Source organism: Parasphingomonas halimpatiens, assembly GCF_036663795.1.
Classification (GTDB): domain Bacteria; phylum Pseudomonadota; class Alphaproteobacteria; order Sphingomonadales; family Sphingomonadaceae; genus Sphingomonas.
Window position 1 is genome coordinate 69,734 of the sequence record NZ_JAXOJP010000009.1, and the last position, 18,086, is coordinate 87,819.

Annotated in this window: 14 protein-coding genes and 1 pseudogene; 4 read left to right on the top strand and 11 right to left on the bottom strand. The window is 63.6% G+C overall.

What is annotated here, in order from left to right; all coding sequences use genetic code 11:
• Positions 1–44 precede the first annotated feature (44 nt).
• Genes U1839_RS11595 through U1839_RS11605 form a run of 3 tightly spaced genes read left to right on the top strand, consistent with a single transcriptional unit; the run spans position 45 to position 2,169 of the window.
• Complete coding sequence (locus tag U1839_RS11595) at positions 45–1,205, top strand: acyl-CoA dehydrogenase family protein (RefSeq protein WP_332803778.1); 1,161 nt, start codon at positions 45–47, stop codon at positions 1,203–1,205.
• 2 nt (positions 1,206–1,207) lie between these two features.
• A complete protein-coding gene (locus tag U1839_RS11600; RefSeq protein WP_332803779.1) occupies positions 1,208–1,522 on the top strand; it encodes a Rieske (2Fe-2S) protein in 315 nt (104 codons plus the stop codon).
• Positions 1,519–2,169: an FMN-dependent NADH-azoreductase gene (locus U1839_RS11605; RefSeq protein ID WP_332803780.1), complete on the top strand. Its 651-nt coding sequence runs from the start codon at positions 1,519–1,521 to the stop codon at positions 2,167–2,169. The genes U1839_RS11600 and U1839_RS11605 overlap by 4 nt, the downstream gene beginning before the upstream one ends.
• On the opposite strand, the pseudogene U1839_RS11610 reads toward U1839_RS11605, so the two are convergent.
• The 6 genes and pseudogenes from U1839_RS11610 to U1839_RS11635 form a co-directional block, all read right to left on the bottom strand.
• Positions 2,139–2,537: pseudogene (locus U1839_RS11610) on the bottom strand (MaoC/PaaZ C-terminal domain-containing protein); the annotation flags it as partial. The gene U1839_RS11605 and the pseudogene U1839_RS11610 overlap by 31 nt on opposite strands.
• A 62-nt stretch (positions 2,538–2,599) precedes the next feature.
• Entirely contained in the window at positions 2,600–3,166 is a 567-nt protein-coding gene (locus tag U1839_RS11615) for a carboxymuconolactone decarboxylase family protein (protein WP_332803781.1), read from the bottom strand.
• A 343-nt stretch (positions 3,167–3,509) separates the two neighbouring features.
• Complete coding sequence (locus U1839_RS11620; RefSeq protein WP_332803782.1) at positions 3,510–4,127, bottom strand: tyrosine-type recombinase/integrase; 618 nt, start codon at positions 4,125–4,127, stop codon at positions 3,510–3,512.
• 263 nt (positions 4,128–4,390) lie between these two features.
• On the bottom strand, positions 4,391–5,104 hold the full coding sequence (locus U1839_RS11625; protein ID WP_332803783.1) for a phytochelatin synthase family protein: 714 nt from the start codon (positions 5,102–5,104) through the stop codon (positions 4,391–4,393).
• Complete coding sequence (locus U1839_RS11630; RefSeq protein WP_332803784.1) at positions 5,101–5,889, bottom strand: DUF3703 domain-containing protein; 789 nt, start codon at positions 5,887–5,889, stop codon at positions 5,101–5,103. Before U1839_RS11630 ends, U1839_RS11625 begins: the two co-directional genes overlap by 4 nt.
• Before the next feature lie 171 nt (positions 5,890–6,060).
• Positions 6,061–7,185 (bottom strand): DJ-1/PfpI family protein, encoded by a 1,125-nt coding sequence (locus U1839_RS11635; RefSeq protein WP_332803785.1) that lies wholly within the window; start codon positions 7,183–7,185, stop codon positions 6,061–6,063.
• 284 nt (positions 7,186–7,469) lie between these two features.
• Between U1839_RS11635 and U1839_RS11640 the strand changes: the two genes are divergently transcribed.
• Complete coding sequence (locus U1839_RS11640) at positions 7,470–8,483, top strand: GlxA family transcriptional regulator (protein ID WP_332803786.1); 1,014 nt, start codon at positions 7,470–7,472, stop codon at positions 8,481–8,483.
• Here the strand turns inward: U1839_RS11640 and U1839_RS11645 are convergent.
• The 5 genes from U1839_RS11645 to U1839_RS11665 all read right to left on the bottom strand — a co-directional run bounded on the left by U1839_RS11645 (position 8,480) and on the right by U1839_RS11665 (position 18,013).
• Positions 8,480–9,157: a DJ-1/PfpI family protein gene (locus U1839_RS11645; protein WP_332803787.1), complete on the bottom strand. Its 678-nt coding sequence runs from the start codon at positions 9,155–9,157 to the stop codon at positions 8,480–8,482. The two genes, U1839_RS11640 and U1839_RS11645, sit on opposite strands and share 4 nt — an antisense overlap.
• Before the next feature lie 42 nt (positions 9,158–9,199).
• Positions 9,200–10,399 (bottom strand): cytochrome-c peroxidase, encoded by a 1,200-nt coding sequence (locus tag U1839_RS11650; RefSeq protein ID WP_332803788.1) that lies wholly within the window; start codon positions 10,397–10,399, stop codon positions 9,200–9,202.
• A complete protein-coding gene (locus U1839_RS11655) occupies positions 10,396–10,854 on the bottom strand; it encodes a FixH family protein (RefSeq protein ID WP_332803789.1) in 459 nt (152 codons plus the stop codon). Before U1839_RS11655 ends, U1839_RS11650 begins: the two co-directional genes overlap by 4 nt.
• Before the next feature lie 947 nt (positions 10,855–11,801).
• Entirely contained in the window at positions 11,802–16,307 is a 4,506-nt protein-coding gene (locus U1839_RS11660) for a hypothetical protein (protein WP_332803790.1), read from the bottom strand.
• A gap of 32 nt (positions 16,308–16,339) precedes the next feature.
• On the bottom strand, positions 16,340–18,013 hold the full coding sequence (locus U1839_RS11665) for a hypothetical protein (RefSeq protein ID WP_332803791.1): 1,674 nt from the start codon (positions 18,011–18,013) through the stop codon (positions 16,340–16,342).
• Between the last annotated feature and the right edge of the window lie 73 nt (positions 18,014–18,086).

The window sequence follows — 18,086 nt, forward strand, 5'->3', positions numbered from 1 at the left end:
CGTGAATGCCGCTATTGGCGATCGGGCAAGACAGGGATGGGCCAATGAATTTCACTTTGAGCGACGACCAACGCGACCTGCAACAGGCGGCACGCACTTTTGCCCGTGCCGAACTCCCCCTCATTGCCGCGCGGCTCGAGCGTGACGATAGCCCGCCCGACCACGCGCTGATCAAGCGTTTCGCGGAGCTCGGCTTTCTGGGCATAAACGTTCCCGAGGCGCTGGGCGGGATGGGGCTCGGCAATGTCGATGCGCTGATCGTGCTCGAAGAGTTTGCCAAGATATCGTCAGCAATTGCCTTCCCGGTATTCGAATCCTCGGTCGGCCCGGTGCGCGCGATCGAACATTTCGCACCGGCCGCGTTGCGCGACCGGATCGTGCCGGCAGTTTGCCGCGGCGACATGGTCATTGCCGTATCGATGTCGGAACCCGACGCGGGCAGCGCACTGACCGACCTCAAGGCGCGCGGCACGATCGACGGCGATCGCGTCATCCTGAACGGCACGAAGCGTTGGTGCTCGGGCGGTGGCCATGCCGATGCCTATCTCGTCTATTGCCGCTTGTCGGACGACCCCGGCGCCAAGGCGATCGGCGCGGTGCTCGTCGAAAAGGGCACGCCGGGGCTGAGCTTCGGCCCGCCGGAGGAGCTGATGGGCTTTCGGGGTATCCCGTCGGCGGATCTCAACTTCGACGACTGCGCGGTGTCGCTCGACAATATCGTCGTTCCGGCTGGCGGCTTTCGCCAGTTGATGGAGGCGTTCGACCTGGAACGCTGTGGCAACGCGACGATGGCGCTCGGCCAGGCCTCGGGCGCGCTCGAGGATGTCAGCGCCTATGTCCAGGAGCGTATCCAGTTCGGCAAGCCGATCATCGAGTTCCAGGCGGTGCAGATGAAGCTCGCCGAGATGCAGATGAAGGTCGAAGCGGCACGGCTGCTGATCTGGCGCGCCGCCTCGAATGCGGAGGACGGGCTGCCCTCGATCCTCGACAGCTCGGTGGCGAAATGCTTCGCCAACAGCATCGCGCGCGAAGTCACCGGCGATGCCCTGCAATTGATGGGCGCCTATGGCTATTCAAAGGCCTTCGCAATGGAGCGCCGCCTGCGCGATGCGTGGGGCTGGGGCATTGCCGGCGGTGCGATCGACATCCAGAAGACCAATATCGCCGCCGCCATGCTCGGCCGGCGCTTCGATCAGCGGCGCTGACGATGCCTGCCGTGCGGGTCGCCGCGGTCGAGGAGATCGCGATCGGCAGCAACCGGGCGTTCGACGTCGGGGGGCAATCGATCCTCGTCGCGCGGACCAATATTGGTTTGTTCGCGATCGAAAACCGCTGCAGCCATGCGCAACAGGCGCTGGAGGGTGGCAAGATGAAGGCGGTCCACATCTTCTGCCCGCTGCACGGTGTACGCTTCGACATGCGTGACGGCTGTCCGACCGGCACGCTGACCGACAAGCCGATCCGGACCTGGCCGGTGACCCTTGCCGATGGTCAGATCCTGCTGGAACTGGACGCGACATGAAGCGCCTGCTGCATATCAATGCTAGCCCGCGACGCGACCGGTCGCGCTCGGGGATGATCGCCCATCGGATGCTCGATGGGTTGCGCGCGGCGCTGCCTAACCTTGCCGTCGAAACGATCGACCTGTTCGATGTCGACTTGCCGGGCTTCGATCATGACGCGATCGAGGGGCGCTACGGGCTGCTCGCCGGTCAGCCCGTTCACCCGGAACAGGCGGCCGCGTGGTCCCGGCTACGCGCGATCTCGGACCATTTCCTGAGTTTTGATGCCTGGCTGATGTCGGTGCCGATGTGGAATTTCGGCCTGCCCTACCGGCTGAAGCAGTATATCGATCTGATCACGCATCCCGGCATGACCTTCACCAACGACGCCGATGGTCGGGTCGAGGGACTGGCAGCCGGCCGCACCGCGATTGTCGTGGCGGCGAGCGCCATGCCGTTCGGCGCGGAGCCCGCGATCGACGGGCTCGATTTTCAACTCGCCTATCTGAAGGCATGGCTCGGCTTTGTCGGCGTGACCGATATTTTCCCGGTTCGTGTCGCCGGTACCTTTGGCGCCGATGACGCGGTTGCGGCCGCGATGGCGAAGGCGGCCGGCGACGCCGATGCCGTTGTCGCTCAACTCGTGGCGCGCGCGTCGACCGTATAGACAAGGTTGATGCTGGTGAAGGTTACCACTTCGTCGCCGGCCTGGTTGATCATCGCGTACCGCGTCATCGCGGTGCCGCGCGAATGGCCGCTGCGCGAAGCCTGGAGCGCGGTGATTTCCGACGTGACGTAGACGGTGTCGCCGGCGCGCAAGGCGTTCTTCAGCCGTAGGTCGTCGAAGCCCACGCCGCAGACGTAGTCGATGTCGTTGTTGATCTCATGATCGAGCTGTCGCCAGATCGCGAGCACATGGATACCGCTGGCGATGACCTCCCCGAAATGCGATTGGCGCGCGGCCTCGGCGTCGCTGTGGAACCATTGCGGATCGTAGAGGCGCGCGAAGGCGACGATCTCGTCTTCGGTGACGGTCCGCGTCGACGAAAGGCGGCGCTAGCCGACCTGCAAGTCCTCGAACGATCGCGGTGGGCGAATCAAGCGGCCTCGGCGCGGGCCGGCACCATGCACCCGCCGTCGAGATCGAGTACATGCGTCAACCGGCCGAGTGCCATCCACGCGCCGATGCAGAAGGTGACGTCGACAATTTCGGCGTCGCTGAAGCTGGCGTGCATCTGTTCCCAAAAAGCGTCGTCATGCTTGATGCCCTGCGGAGCCTCGCCCATTCGCCCGGCATATTCGATGATGAGACGCTCGCGCGCCGAAAAGCCGGACCAGGTCGGCGTCGCACCGATCTCGGCATAGAATGTTTCGTCGGGCTCGGGATCGCCGCGCGCGCTTACCGCCTGCTGCGGATCGACGCCTGAATTCTGGAGATAGCCGCCAAGATCACGCGCCGATCGCATGCCCAGGCACAGCGCGCATCCATTGATCTGCGCGGTCCGAATGCGGGCAGCTTCCAACTCGCGTAACGACATCAGCGATTTGGTGTAAACCGCCTGAATATAGCCGGCTGCGCCTTTGGCGATCTCTGGCGCATAATGACTCCAGACAAAGGCCGATGGATCATGCGCATGATCGTCGGGGACATGGACTCGTGGCATTGGCGTGCACCCATTCTTGAACCAGTCAGCGCCTGGCATGCGATTAGCTGAGTTCGGCTGACAGTCGCGAACGCGAACCTATTCCCCAAGCTGGTGGGAATCAAAGAATGATTTTGCAGGGCATTTTTTGAGGCTTCCGAAAAAATGTTGCGCTTTTTATATATTTTACAGCATGTTAAAAAATATTTCGGTCCCTTCGTCTTCTGTCGCCGTATAATGTAGGAGCGCCAAATCGCTGTCTTTGTCGGATAGCGGTATCCCACTGCGTCGGGTGAATGACCGTCAAGTTGCGGGAAGGGGAAAGGGCGGCTTGAATGTCCGGACTTGGGTCGAGTCTGACCGATCAAATTTCCGTGCGCTCCGACAGCTCGAGGGCGTCTTCGACGTCAACGCCTAGGTATGGGACCGTGCTCTCGATCTTGGCATGCCCAAGAAGGATCTGAACGGCCCGCAGATTGCCGGTCGCCTTGTAGATGATCGACGCCTTCGTGCGCCTGAGCGAGTGCGTCCCGTAGTCCTCGGCCTGGAGCCCGATCCCGGCCACCCACTCCCGGACTAACCGAGCGTATTGCCGCGTGCTCATGTGTCCCATGTAGTCGTTCCGGCTCGGGAAGACGAAGTCGTTGAGCGTGCCGCCACGGCGCTCAAGCCAGGCGAGCAGGGTCCTTCGAGCCGGGTCAACCAGCTCAAACTGCGCGGGCCGCTTGGTCTTCTGCTGCACCACGACGGCGCGATCCCTGATGCGGCCACCGGCGACGATGTCACCGATCCGAACCTTGACCACGTCGCAGCCGCGAAGCTTGCTGTCGATGGCGAAGTCGAAGAGCGCCCGATCGCGCAATCGGCGATGCTGGTCGAGCCAGAAACGGATCGCCCAAACCAGCTGCGGTTTGAGCGGACGCTTGGCGCCGAGCAGGCGGCCTTCGTTCCAGGGACGAAGTTCGTGGAACGCGGGATCCATCGAGGAATGCCCCATTGCTCATCTCCAAGGAGCCGGGTCAACGCTCCAATATAAAGGGAGCTCGGTGAAGCAATGGTTGGCATTTGTGGTTCATGCCCGAGTTCCGCTCGAACCGCCGGTCGATCTCGACCACAGCCGGTCGTTCATTTCCGCTCCGGGAAACTTCCGGTCCTGACGGAAGCTGCCATCCGCGGGCAGATGTGGAGGACGTCTTCGACGCTAGGTTCGTTGATCGACAAGGGCTGTCCCTCGTGACCTTCGGGTCAGTGAAGTTCCGCCGGGGCCCCGTGAGCGCAACAGTTAGAGAAATCGACTAGGCGTGTTCCCGACTGGCGCCGAATGGTCAGCCATCCGCGCGCTAGACCGGTGGCAAAGTCTATCACTTGCATCGCCAGCCAAAGCTGTTCCGCCGAGACCCAATGAGGCGGATACTTGAAACGCGCGACATCGAGAATGAGAGCGAGGTCCCTGGCCATGTGATAGCCGCCGACCGGCGAGAAGTGGCCGCTCCCGGTCTGACCCATCGCGCCGCGGTCGTAGGAAGCGACAACCACCGCTTCGCCGCTGGCTGCAATTTGGAGCGCCGCCCGCCAATCCTCCAGGCTTGAAACGTCGCCGCGGTGGACTTCAACGTTGGCGCCATTGCACCGCGCGAGGCAGGCGAATTGATCGACGTCCACCCCACGTTCGCGCACTTCAGCGAGCGGGACACAGCAGTCGAGCAGCTCCTCCGAATACCATCGCCATGTTCCTTTCCACAGGCGCCCGGGGTCAATCGACAACGCATTGAGCGCCACGACCAGCGACCCTAGTCCGCAGAATGCCGGATCGGATTGCGTGTGAAACTGCTCCGCGAGCGGAAAGTATCCGTTCAACCCGGCGGTCGCCAAGGCCTCGGAGAACACGCATCTGCCTTCAAGCGAAGAGAATTCAATCGCGGATTCGGGCAGCACGCGCCGGTGAAACGACTTGTTCATTGCGCGCCCAACCCGTGAGTATTTGGAACAGAAACGCGCGCGCTCCTGATCGGGCGGACGAGATCTTCGGGAATGGCCATCGACTTGAACGCACCAACATTGGCCCCACCGGTATTGCCTTCTGGAACAAACCCAACCCATGTTCCGGCGGCTGCACCGATCACGCGCAAGATCTGACCCACCACTTCACGCAGGTCGTGGTGGCGGATCCCCCACATCAACATGCGCAGGTGCACGCGGACGTGTTGCACCGTGGATCGCTGACCCAAGACATGCGCGCGTTCCAGACGACGGAAGCCAGCCAATGGATCGCCGCCAAGCTCAGCGGCACTCGCGGCGGCAAGCTCTGCATCGACATGCGAACGGGCACGCCGATCGAAGCTCTTGGTGTTTGCCGCTTCGATCTTTCCGGAAAGGAGTCGCCACGCAAGATACGCCGCGGCCACTACGTCATAGGTCAGGCAGAACATCGGCCACCAGGCCGGTACACCCGCATTCCCAATCAATTGACCATGAATCGAATCGAGCAGGCCATGCCCCGCCAACGCAGCAACCACGATCCAGAGATTCGTTCTGAAACCTATGGTTGCGGCGAGGGCAAAGGCAAAGGTGACGCCAGTTTCCCAACCCAGAGCCGCGCCGCCGCCCATGACCGCGAACAGATCGTAATAGGATGCAACTACCACAAGGATCGCCGGATAGAGCGAACGATCGCGGTCGAACCCGGCGAGTGTGGTTGCGATGCCGACGCCCAAGGCCAGGGCGACACCAAAAAGATATTCCATCAGCAATTTCCTTTCTCAGCCAGGGAGGCTGCGTATCCTGAACATCTAGGCAGGCCCGACGGGGCGCGCTTGAACGGAGCGGCTACGCGGTCGCCGGCCATCCTCGAAAACGGTCGGCGTCGTTCCGTCGATTACTCAGCCGGGCGAACCTGGCTACGGTAACCGAGCGCCTCATTCACCGGCCGAGCGCGGAGCGTCATATTCCATTCCCAACGTCGCAAGGCGGGTCGCGCTCGGGCCGTAGCGACGACCCATTTCTGCGAGCGCCTCGTTGAGCTGCACGGTGGCTGGCGTGCTCCCGCTGCGAATGAGAAACCGGCCAGTTTGCGCCTCGGCGTCGGGCAGGATTGCCAGCCCATGACGCGAACGGATCGCGGCGCGACCGGGGTGGGTCGTGACAACCTTGGTTCGATAGGTCCGGCCCCAGGCGTCCGTCTGGAGCGCGAGCGACACTTCGTCGACACCGTCGTCGAGCGGCGCTTCTATCGTCTCGTGGGTCCAGACTTCGCCCATTGCGAGAATGGCAGCGGCGAAGTCGGTCTTCTCAAGCACGAAGTCTGCCGTCCGGTGTGCCGAACTCCAGGTTTCGACACCAAATCTCCGCGCAGTGGCCATCGCCACGCTATGTCCGCCAATGGCTTCCACGAGCGCCAACGACATGGGGATCGAAGCGGTAACGCCTGTCGTGGAAATGATCGCGCCGTCCTGCAGATAGCGTCGGTCCCGGACCCAAATCGTGTCGGGGTACGCCTTGCTCAGGCCCTCGATCGCGGAAAAATGGGTTACTGCCCGCTTGCCGGAGAGTAATCCGGCATGCGCCAGCACACGCGCGCCCTCACAGACCGATATGATCGTCGCACCCTTTGATGCCTGGCTGCGCACCCATTTTCCGAGCGCCGTGTCCTTGGGCGCGGCTTGCGCAGGCACTATGACAATGTCTGCTCCCGACGCCTCTCGGGCATCGAACTGCGCCATCGTTTCATCGGCGATGATGCTGAGGCCACGGGTGAGCTTTATCGGCCCTGCACCTGTCGAAAGGCTGCGGACATCGGCGACGCCGGAATCCTTGAGCACACCATAGGGCACCACGAAATCGGTCGTCTCAGCACCGCCATTCTCAGCGACGATAACGACGAGCGGACGGCTGCGGCCGGCTTTGGGCGCGGGCAGCGTGAAGTGATCGTTCGCGGGCTCAGCCGCATAGGCGGGCGAGGCTACCGGCGCACCGGGGCTCAGGAGTGAAACAGCGACGAAAACCGGCGTCAGCACGCCGATGGTTACGAATAAGGCGCGCATTGGCAGTCCCTTCAGAAAGGATTATCCGGAGCCGGGGAGAACGGCTCCGGACAGTCGGGGCAAGCGGCGCTTTGCGCCGTTCATCAGCTCCGCGCAGGCGCGCTGCACGCGCAGATTTCGCCGCAGCCGCACTTGGGGCCGCAGGTGCAGGGCTGGCACGCGCACTGCTTCTTTTCACATGGCTTGGTCATCGGTTTCTTCCTTTGCTGCCCGACTATCGGACGCTGGATATCTAGGCGCAGTGGGGGGTGGCAGAAATGTCATTTGTATTGCACTATCCGCCAATGTCCGAACTGGGATCCGTACCGCGCAAGGTTGCTTTGGTGGGTTATCCCGGCGTGCAATCGCTCGACGTCGTCGGCCCCCTGGAAGTGTTTTCGATGGCCAACAGGTTTGGCGGTCAGCACTTCTACGAGGTGATTCTAGCTTCGCCCCGAGGCGGGGACATCGTCTGCAACTCGGGGGTCACGCTTGCCGGATCGGTTGCCCTCGACGATTTGCCGCCGTGCCTCGACACGATCCTGATCGGCGGTGGCGACGAGGCCGGGCTGCTCGGCATGCGGGACGCCAGCGTGATGGATTGGCTCAATTGTCGTGCCGGGATCACACGCAGGGTGGGCAGTGTGTGCTCGGGCGCGTTTGTGCTGGCGGCTGCCGGAATCCTCGATGGCCGACGAGCGACGACCCATTGGGAAGTCTGCACCGAACTCCAGAGTTTCAGGCCATCAGTGCAAGTCGAGCCCGACGCCATCTTTGTCGCGGACCCGCCCTATTACACTTCCGCAGGCGTGACCGCAGGCATCGACCTGTGCCTGTCGTTCGTCGAGGCCGACTGCGGCCCGCAATTGGCGCTGGCCGTGGCGCGCAATCTTGTGCTCTTCATGCGGCGGCCCGGTGGACAGACCCAATATAGTGCGGGGCTCAACGTCCAGGCCGCCGCCACTCCCCGTTTGCGTCAGCTGATTGCCGATATCAGCGCTGATCCGTCGGGCGAGCTTAATGTCCCGCGATTGGCCGAGCGAGCGATGATGAGCGAACGTACCTTCTCACGCGTGTTTCAGAAGGAAACCGGGGTCAGTCCTGCTGCATTTGTGGAGTTTGCGCGCGTGAACCGGGCAAAGGCGCTCTTGGAGACGTCCGACTGGCCGCTTGCCAAAGTCGCCGACCGCGCAGGTTTCGGCAGTGTCGAGGCCCTCCACCGGGCGTTCAACAAGCGTGTCCTCGTCACACCCGGCGAATATCGACAGCGCTTTGGCCACGTTTCGCTTGGAGCGGAGATAGTGCAGCAACCTGATTAGGGATCGACCTTCATGACCGACGTGCCGTCGATGCTGCGGTGGCTCCAGTCATATTGCATGTAGCGCGCGGTTTCCGCAGCCGACGGGTCCCCGAACAGGCGTGCGATGACGTAGAGCGCCGCGTCGATACCGGCGCTGATCCCGGCCGATGTTACGATCCGACCATTGTCCACAATGCGCGCGTCGGGATAGATATTCACGCCGCAGTTGAGGCCGCGAAGCTCATCCATCGCGTCCCGATGGGTCGTCGACGAGAGACCGGCCAGCAAGCCTGCGGCGCCTAACAAGAGCGAGCCGGTGCATACCGAGAGGGTCAGGGATGCCGCGTTGCTTGTGGACCGGATAAAGTCGAGCATCGCTGGATTGGTCAATTCGCGCCGGGTGCCCATGCCGCCGGGAACGACCAATATGTCGGCGACACCCAGATCGGCGGCGGTGCCATGGGGCACGAGCTTGAGACCGTTGCGTGCGACGATCGCGCCCGCCGCCAAAGCTACCGTGACAACCTCGCATGCTAAGTCGCCCGACGCGTCACGCGCCACCCCGAACACTTCGAAGGGGCCGGCGAAATCGAGGACTTCGACGTCATCGAAAATCAATATCGCTACCAGGGGCCGCCTAATTTGAGAGCCGGCTCCTGAATCCGAGTGACGAAGCTGCAGATCAGCGGTCAAAATATCCTCCTTTGTGATTAAATGCCCGGCGCCGGACGATCATCAAAGCGTCAACAGGAACGCCAACAGATTGCGGCGCTCGCGCGCGCTCAGGTGCAGCGGCTTCAGCTCTGAAGTTCCGCGCGGGGCCTTCGGTGCGCGATCATAGTGGTCGATCACCTGCGCCAGCGACGCAAATTGACCAGCGTGCATATAGGGCGCGCGCAGACCGACGCCGCGAAGCGAAGGTACCTTGAACGCGCGAACCTGGCTCGGATCATCGACAACCATGAACTCAAGCTCATCACATGTGCGACCCTGGGCATCGCTATATGCCCCTTTGCAATTGAATGGATCGGCAAGTGCTCTGCGCGCGCCGGCAATGCGGCCGGTATCGAGCGGCAAACCGGGGCGTGCCGGCACGCCGGTATTTGCAAATCCCTCATTCGAAAGCATCGGTCCGTTGTGACAGGTGGAGCAGTGCGCTTTGCCGATGAATAGACGCAGGCCCGCAATCTCGGCGGATGACAGCGATGCGCGAGGGCCAGGCGCCCCGACGGCACCGGCGACGAAGCCATCGAAGCGCGTTGGGCCAACCTTCAGGGTTCGCTCGAAGGCCTCGATCGATTTTCCGAAGTTTGCAAAAATGTGATCGACCGCATTCCTGTCCGCAAGCGCCATTCCAGCCCATGCTATCTTCGCGGGCCGATCGCCCACCGGGCTGGCGCGCGTCGGGAAGCGGCGCAGGTCCGAGAGATCGGGCAACGGTCCGAACACCAGTTCGTACGGACCACGATAATGGGTCGCGAGAAGCCGAGCCACCTGGGTCCGCGTCGAGCCATGTTCGAGTGGATTTTCGACGGGCCCCAACGCCTGCGACCAAAGGCTGTCGGCCCGGCCATCCCAGAACTGCCAGGGGGAATAAACGGCCTGTGCAATCGGCATCGTGCGCCGAATGCCGACGCCAACGCCCCTGCCGGTCGGGACGGCGTCGGTGAACCCGCGCGACGGGTTGTGGCAGGTTGCGCACGAAACCTGTTTATTGGCGCTCAGCCTCGTATCCGAGAACAGCGAGCGCCCAAGTGCGGCGGCAGCCGGATCGTCGGCAAAGCGATTGGACGGATTGGCCGGGGCGGACGGAAGCGTACCGATCCACAGGCTTCGCAGAACCTTGATCTCCTCCGCTGACCATTCTGGCGTCGTGCTGGCGGAACATGTTGCCAGCACGGCGGCCAGAGCGAAGCTCGCCGTCCACCACATCATAAGACGACGTTGAAGGTGATATTGTCCGTCCGACCATCGGGCGCTTTGACGTCAAGCTTCAGCACCCACCACCCGGTCATGGAAAACTTCATCCCATTGATCACGTAATTGCCCGGCCCGTTCGAAGGCTCAGCGCGCGGGGCAGTCGGGAGGCCATGGCCGTGCTCGGGCATGCCACCGTCGACCTTGAGACTGGCGCCGGTGACGGGGACACCGTCCGCGCCGACGACATGCACCGACCATTGATGCACTTTGGATGTCTGGATCGGCTCAACCCCGCTTTTCAACTGGATCCGGAACACGCCGTGGTCGGTGACCCTCTCCAGCGATAGATCCAGATTTCGTGGCCGGGCACCGGCGGCGCCCAGTAACGGACCGCCAGCAATCAGCATACCGGCAATGATCAGGCCACACGCCGAAGCGGCCCTCCCCGCAAAGAATTTTGTCTCAGCCATCTTTCAGATTCCCTAAATTTCTGTGGCATCGAAATAGGGGACAAGCTGGTTGGCAGATACGTCAAAGGAATTGCATTCTCGGCCACATTCTCGCGGTGCGCATTGCCGCAAGCAGATGGATCACGAAACGCGTTATCGCGTCCAATGCCTCGGAATGCTCTGGGAAGGGGCATGTCGAACGCAACAAACTCACCGCACGACTAAACGTGAGTTGCGTAGCCCTCATGCGTCGCGGCCAAGCAGATTAATGTCTGGTGTCGCGCCTTTCATCATGAGCCGACCGTCTGCTTACGGCCAGTCATTCCCGTTCCGGGCCGTCGCTTCCTTGCGGACTGGATGTCCGGTCTTGGTTATCGAGCCGCCGTTCTTGCGAAGCGTGGTGGATGACCGAGATATACCATGGCGCGTCATTCAATCGGCCATACTCCACACCCAGACATCGCCTGTCGGCTGGATGAACAGGCGTCCGTAGTTGCGAAGCGGCGAAGCCGGATCGAGCGACCGGGATTGGGTCCCCTCGGGTCAGGCCGCTAGCTAAATGGATGTTCGTCTCCTTTTGCCGCGCACCTGAAAGCGGTCTGATGGCAGCGGCCATGAACAGAATGGCCGCTGCACTGCCCATCCTGCCAGCCGCCCTCCGAACCAGCGGCTCACAATCAAATCGAGACGGACGCCGACAGTCGAGCCCGAAGAGAAGCGCAGAGTTGCCGCCGGTGCGTCGGTCTTTCGGCACAGTCCCTTTAGCGTCGTCTATCATTCAACAAAGATGGCCGGCGGCGATGCGTTCGCAAATGGTGTTGGAAGATGCTCACCGAAGGAATGGAATTGCATCAACGGCACAGCCGCCGCCGATGTGAGTCGTGAACGCTGCTCACGCCCGCGCGGCACGTTTGAGAGGACGATCGGCCAGGTAGCTTGGGGCACTGGATATCGAAGTCTCGCCTGCCTCAACGCGTTGTCGGTCCCGCAGCCGTGCCGATCAGGTATTGCAATGCCGCTCGGCTCGGCAGGAAGAAGTAACCGCCAGCGCGCAGCCTGACATATGAACTCATGCCATCGATCTGTATCGGCCCGGGTGCTGTCGGGATCGTGAATTTGCCTGTCGGCATGAGCCGGCTTCCGAGGAGCGGGTCCGGTTCGCCGGTGAGACCGTGGAATGACGTCGCGTTCGACCAGGTGCGCTGCACGAACTCGAACTGACGCTCGATGTCGGCGCACAACGCGATGAAAAGGAGGCCCTTCTGCAGCTTCCCCCCCTCTCGCGCGTAGTCGTAACTCCGTCCGCGCCGCAGCAGTCGATGTCGGTTTGTGATTCGCTGCTCTTCGGCGTCGCCGGGTTCGAGGCTGTCGCGCGGGTTGGTCCGTCGGATGTGCGCGCCGAGCGGACACTGCAGCCCGCGAGGATCGTCCGTCCCGTAGGCGAAGTCGTTCTCCGGGACGTCCCCGTCGGCCAGCTGCGCCGGCTCCGTCGGATTGCCGACGAGTGGCGAACCGTTTCGCCAGCGACCGATGATCTTGGCCGCGATCCATTCGGCATCGACCTTCGCACCGGTGAATGCGGAGAGATCGCGATACTTCCTTGCCAGATCGTCCGCGTGGCGCTCGACGGCGTTTTCGAATCCTGCGACATCCTGATCGAGCTGGCGGATCACCATGAAGCTGCCGTTGCGACCCAAGTCGCGAAGCTCCGCCGCGGGGGACTGGTCGCCATAGCGCGGGAAGCGCGTTGCATCGATGGCGGTCACCGTCGGGAGTGAGTCGTGGATGTCGCGTTCCGAACCTACGGCGATCGGCGGTGAGAAGAATCCCTGGTCGTTGCGATACCCGAGCAGGAACTCGCCTGCTGCGATCAGGTCCCGCGGAGCCGTCTTCGCACCGGAACGCTGGCTCCCGCGGATCACCGGCTGCGAGACGCCGTCGCGGAAGCCGAAATGCTCGCGGCGTGCAACCCCGGCGTCGCCCGATCCGGGCATGGGTGTGCAGGGGACGGCTTCGATGAGCCGGCCGCCAAGGACTTCGAGCAACAGCTTGTGATTGGCGACGAGCCGTTGGTGCTCGGCTTGATCGCTGCCTTCCGGCTCGTCGGCGGTGGGCGGTTCGCTCCCGTAGATGGTGACGGCCGCATCGACGGTCCTTTCGGGCGGTCCACCGTCGTTCCATGGCCATTCGTCGTTGCTACCGTCGTTCAGTATTCGTTCCCGACCGGCCATTCCGATCTGGAACGCCGGAGGGAACGACTCCATGCCGCTACCGTGGTTCACGCCGCACCGCTGCAGACCGTAACTCGTCAGGCCGAGGGTAAGGCCGCCGACGTCGACCGGCCGGTCACCGAAGACAATTTGCGCCTCCGGCGGCAGACGGTAGCGGTCCGGACGGTCCGATTGCGTAAGCGCCGCCAAGCCCTCCGCGTCCGTCGGACGTTGGTCGGGAATTCTCCAATGGGGCGGTAGGCCGATCAGGCCGGGCGACGCGCTGAACGCGATTCCGCTGACTGCCTGCAGCCAGGTGCGAAGCGCATCGCGGTCCTTGGGCAACTTTATGAATAGGCTCGTCGCGTATTGCTGCCTTCCGAAGCCGGTGAAGAGGACTGACTGGACCTCCTGTGCTTCCAGTTCGCCGTCTTCGCGCTGCGCGGAACCGAAACAGGTGAGCCAGCGCCGGGCGTCGGTGTCGTTAGCGGCGCGCGCGAGGCCGTCTTCGATCATCGCATTGTTGCGTATTCGCTTGGTCGTCAGGTGCGGGTATCTGCTGAACCAGAATGAGGTGGGGCGCTGCTGCCGCCGGACCCAGCGCTTGAACCGGTCGCCGTCCGCAGCGCCATCCAAGATCAGGAAGCGCGTCCGCGGGAAGCCGACGCCGTTGCTCCACGCCGCCGACTGGCCTTGGTGCGCTCGCGTGACGAAATCCTCCAGGTAGCTCTCCCAGCTGCCGTCGTAGTTGGAGAGAAAGACGAACTGGTTCGTGCCGCGCACCCGGAACCACTTCGCCTTGTGTATGGTCCCCATCGTGACGACGAAGCCGGGCCGGAACCAGTAGGTGACGCTCTGCTTGATGCCCCACATCGCGAACGCGAACACGAGCCGACGGAAGAGTCCGGGCTTGAACGGCATGACTGCGATGATGTGGTTCTGCTCGTAGCCCGACTCATCCTCCCGGCCGGCGATCTGTCGTATGCGGTCGAGGTCGGGCGCGCGCTCGTCGATGGTGTCGTGCACCTCATGCCAGCGCAGGAGCCCAATCAGCAAGGCGAGCACGATCGCTCCGCCAAGCGCGATCGTCAGAAGGCTGCCTGCTGCGGCGCCCGTCAGCACCCAGAACCATCCGAGCGCAGTGGGGCGGATTGTCGGCCATTCGTTCGAGACGATCGACGCGGCCACGGCGATGAACAGCGTCGCCATAGCGACCCGGAACGGTCTGAACGCAGGCGACGCTATCATCGTCCACAGTGGCGACCAGATCGACTTGGGTGCTACCCAGTCGGCGATCTTCAGACGCTTCCTGCTCGGCCGGACGATGGCGTACCGGAGCGGGCGCGCCTCATCGAACAGTCTCTTCCACGCGCTGCCGCGCAAAGCGTAGAAGCTGTCCTGCTTGAGAAAGCGCCTGACGTGGACCAGTGCGTCCATCGCCCGGGTAGCGCTGCCCAGGTTGCTCGCGAAAAAGTGCGCGAGGGCCTCGCGCGCAAAGGCTGCGAGGCATTCCTGACGCGAGATGTCCGCGACAGAGAATTCCGCAGTGCCGTTGAAATTCAGGCCGGTCGCCCCCCACGGCCACGTGTGCAGGTCGAGCGCACCGCCCCGGAGGATGTCCGCGAGGGCGCCGTCATTGGCGGGCAGCCTGCCGTCCGACGCGCAGTGCGCGTAGATCGGCGCCAGCCACTCGAACCCCTCCTTGGCGACTGACGCGATGGCGCGGTCCTGTCGGCCGTCGGCGTTGATCTCGAAGAGGAGAATGGCCTCGTCGGAACCCGGTCCCGCCTCGATCGCCGACAGCGAGGCGAAGTGGACGAGGCAGCAGTCGGTGAGAGTCTTCGCGACATCGGCTCGTGCAGGATTCCTGAGAGCATCGATCTGTTTGGTGAGGTCGGCGACGCTCGTCCCGTCGCGCACGTACGAGGCGATGATGATCATCGACTGCCCCGCGCTCGGATCGTCGAACGTCATGTCGAGACGCGTCGGGAACGGTCCGGTGCGGAACATCACGCCATCCGCGTCGGGCGCCGTCGCCAAGCCCGGGAGACGCAGCAGCACGGCGAAGATCTCGACCAGTTGCGTCATGGCGACGCGGGCACCCAGGCAGGCGTGAGGACCGTCGCCGAACATTAGCCAGGCGGCTTGTCGCGGATCGTTGCGTACCTTTGCTGCAACCCGTCCGTCGCGCAAAGCCGACATGACTGCGACGAGGATGACGTCTCCCTCTCGCACGCGCCGGGCGTGCCACTCGCCCTTCGCGATCACGCCCTCATGTGCGGCCCTGCGCCACTGTCCAGGTGACAGCGCGGGGTTGAGCCGCGCAGCTTGCAGCAGGACTTTCTCAAGTCCCGGCTTGTCTCCACTGGACGCGGCCTTTTTCGCTGCAGCCATCATGCTCGGATCGCTCAGCAACTGCTCGAGGATGTTTCCGCACGCGAGCGTGTTGGTCGGTATGAGCGCCGTCGCGAGGCCGATCAGCGATGCCCGGGCCAGGGGCGGCGACATCTTGGATACCGTGATGAAGCGGTCCGTCAGCGTCCGATGCTCGCGGCTGCTGCCCGGGTGCGCGTCGTTGTTGGCGACGACCCTCGCGATCGCGTCGTCGAATACGGCGCGCAGGTGGGCCGCCGCGATGGTGCCCTGGCGACGCGTGTTGGGATCGCCGAAAGGGTCGCCGAACAGCATCGCCGACACCGCCATCGTCCATTCAGCGAAGGTGTCAGGGTCGTTCGGCGACACGCCGAGGTAGGTACAGCATACCTCCGTCGCGCAACGGGTGACGAAGTCGCGCATCACGTCGATGCGACCCTCGCTCGCCTCGATCAGGGCGGTCGCGTGATCGCGGGTCAGCCGGGCGATCTCCGCGAGGTCCTCGTCCTTGATTTGCCGGTGCAGGTCCGCCCGGAGCGCGCTATGCTCATCCCCCTCCATGCCGAGCACGGAATTCTGGTCTCCGCCCAATTCGGTCATCTCGGGCGCGTAGACATTCGGGAACGTCTCATTGTCTTTCAGGACGGCGCGGACGTCGGCGTCACGTGTGACGATCACCAGCCGACCGATGCGTAAGTTGGGGCAGAGCGTCCGCAGCAGCGCGAACAGCGCGGGCATCGCGTGGCGGAAGACGAGGCGCGAGACCCACTGGCCGGAGCGCGACTTCAACGCGAGGCTCTGGAAGTCGAAGAGAGGTAGGGGGTGGGGCGGTGCCGCGCGGTCGGCGCGTTGGTCGGCGATGATCGTCTCGAACCACTTAAACTTGAACATCGACTGTCCCCCGATTCTGATCTTGAAGGGCGTTACGTGGACGGATCCTCCGCATCGGCGAGGCCACGCCTGAGCGTCTCGATCCACGCACGATCTGCGAACGGCAACCATTCGAGTTCGGACGGGTCGAACCTCGGCCGCGCGCGCATGAGTTCGGCGAGCGCGCGCTTCGCCTCCGGCCGCCTGCCTTCCGCGACGAGGCAGTTGATGCGGATCGTGTGCGCGAAGGAGTATGCCGGCCGCCGGGCGAGCGACAGCTCGGTGAAGTCGAGCGCCGGTTCGTAGGCGCCGAGCATGAAGTGCGAGATCGCCAGCTCCCCGAGAATATAGAACACTTGGTTGTCGAGCGGGCTCAGCCGCAGCGCCGTCTTCAGTGGCAAGATCGCGTCCGCCGGGCGTCCGGCCAGGTAGTGGTTGCTGCCCGACTGCGCGTAGGCGGAGGCCAGGCTCGGGTTGAGGTGGATCGCATCGTCGAAAAGGCTTTGGGCCCTGGCATGGTTGCGGAGCCACATCTCGGCCATGCCCGTCAGCATGTAACCTCGCGCGTCGAACCCGTCGGCGGCGACAGCGCGCAATGCGAGGGCGCGCATGACTTCGATCGCGGCTGGCGGCTCGCGCCGGGACCAGATCGACCAGGCCTTGGCGAGGGCCGACTGGATGAGCACCTCCGCCGAGTTCGGCTTGGCTTGGATCGAGCGGCCGAGCAGCTCGTCCGCGATGGCCGCGTCCGCGCGCGTGAGGCGGCTCAGGTGCCATCGCGCTCGCCAGACCATCTCGTCGATGTCCAGATCGGCGACGGCGCGGTTGATGACGAGCGATTGCTGCGCGGTGTCGACGTAGGCGTCAAGGTTCGCAACGATGTCCTGCGCCAGGCCGCCGAGCGCCTCGTGGGTCACGCCTCCCTCCAACGGGCGCTGCATCGACCAGAGCAGCTGTGCGCGCTTCGCGTCGAACAGGGAAACCTGAAGGATCAGCGATCCGTCGCGTTTCGCCAGCTGGCCACGCACGACGTAGCTTGCTCCCACAAGCTCACCCACGGCGCTCGAGGTCAGCCGTGCCACGTCGACGTCGCCTTTGGAGGACATCGCGATGACCGGAATCCAGCGCAGTCGCGACAGCCGGTCGACCAGGTCGTGTGTGACGCCGTCGGCCCACATGTCCGTGGACTCGTTGCCGGTGATGTTCGCGAACGGGAGGACGGCGATGGCGGGCCTGCCGCCGAAGCCGGGCGTGGGCTTGGAGACGTCGAGAATTCGCGTCGGGAGCGGATCGGCCGACGGCGTCCTCGCCGGCATGCCAGGCGCGAAGAAGCGCGTGCGTTGCAAGCGCAGCCATTCCTCGAATCCGTCCTCGCCCGCCAGGTCGAGGCCTTCGAGGAACTGGACGGGCGCGAGGAAGGACGAGGGCTGCCCGGATTGTTCCCATTCGCGCACGTCGATCGAGAACTGGGTGAGATCGAGCGCGATCCGTTCGCGGTCGGCGGTGATCGGTACCGCGCCGTGCGACCTTAGCGATTCGCGGAGGTTGGCGAGCTCGCGCCGGAGGCTGCCTTTCGCCTGCTGTGGCGCGCGCGATCCCCACAGCCGCTCCTCGAGCCAGCTGCGCGATCTTTCGCCGCTCGGCGCCGTGGCGAGCAATGCGAGCAGTGCCGTGCCCTTTCTACTGTTGATCTCGATCCGCACCCCGTTCGGGTCAAACAGTCGCAACGGCCCCATGAGTTCAAGCCGCAGGACGTTTGTTCGAGCCACCATGACGTCATCCCCTTCGCAACAATAGGGG

Excerpts from the sequence above, each read along its gene's own strand:
- U1839_RS11595 (WP_332803778.1), top strand. The coding sequence starts at position 45 with ATGAATTTCACTTTGAGCGACGACCAACGCGACCTGCAACAGGCGGCA.
- U1839_RS11600 (WP_332803779.1), top strand. The coding sequence starts at position 1,208 with ATGCCTGCCGTGCGGGTCGCCGCGGTCGAGGAGATCGCGATCGGCAGC.
- U1839_RS11605 (WP_332803780.1), top strand. The coding sequence starts at position 1,519 with ATGAAGCGCCTGCTGCATATCAATGCTAGCCCGCGACGCGACCGGTCG.
- U1839_RS11615 (WP_332803781.1), bottom strand. The coding sequence starts at position 3,166 with ATGCCACGAGTCCATGTCCCCGACGATCATGCGCATGATCCATCGGCC.
- U1839_RS11620 (WP_332803782.1), bottom strand. The coding sequence starts at position 4,127 with ATGGATCCCGCGTTCCACGAACTTCGTCCCTGGAACGAAGGCCGCCTG.
- U1839_RS11625 (WP_332803783.1), bottom strand. The coding sequence starts at position 5,104 with ATGAACAAGTCGTTTCACCGGCGCGTGCTGCCCGAATCCGCGATTGAA.
- U1839_RS11630 (WP_332803784.1), bottom strand. The coding sequence starts at position 5,889 with ATGGAATATCTTTTTGGTGTCGCCCTGGCCTTGGGCGTCGGCATCGCA.
- U1839_RS11635 (WP_332803785.1), bottom strand. The coding sequence starts at position 7,185 with ATGCGCGCCTTATTCGTAACCATCGGCGTGCTGACGCCGGTTTTCGTC.
- U1839_RS11640 (WP_332803786.1), top strand. The coding sequence starts at position 7,470 with ATGTCCGAACTGGGATCCGTACCGCGCAAGGTTGCTTTGGTGGGTTAT.
- U1839_RS11650 (WP_332803788.1), bottom strand. The coding sequence starts at position 10,399 with ATGATGTGGTGGACGGCGAGCTTCGCTCTGGCCGCCGTGCTGGCAACA.
- U1839_RS11655 (WP_332803789.1), bottom strand. The coding sequence starts at position 10,854 with ATGGCTGAGACAAAATTCTTTGCGGGGAGGGCCGCTTCGGCGTGTGGC.
- U1839_RS11660 (WP_332803790.1), bottom strand. The coding sequence starts at position 16,307 with ATGTTCAAGTTTAAGTGGTTCGAGACGATCATCGCCGACCAACGCGCC.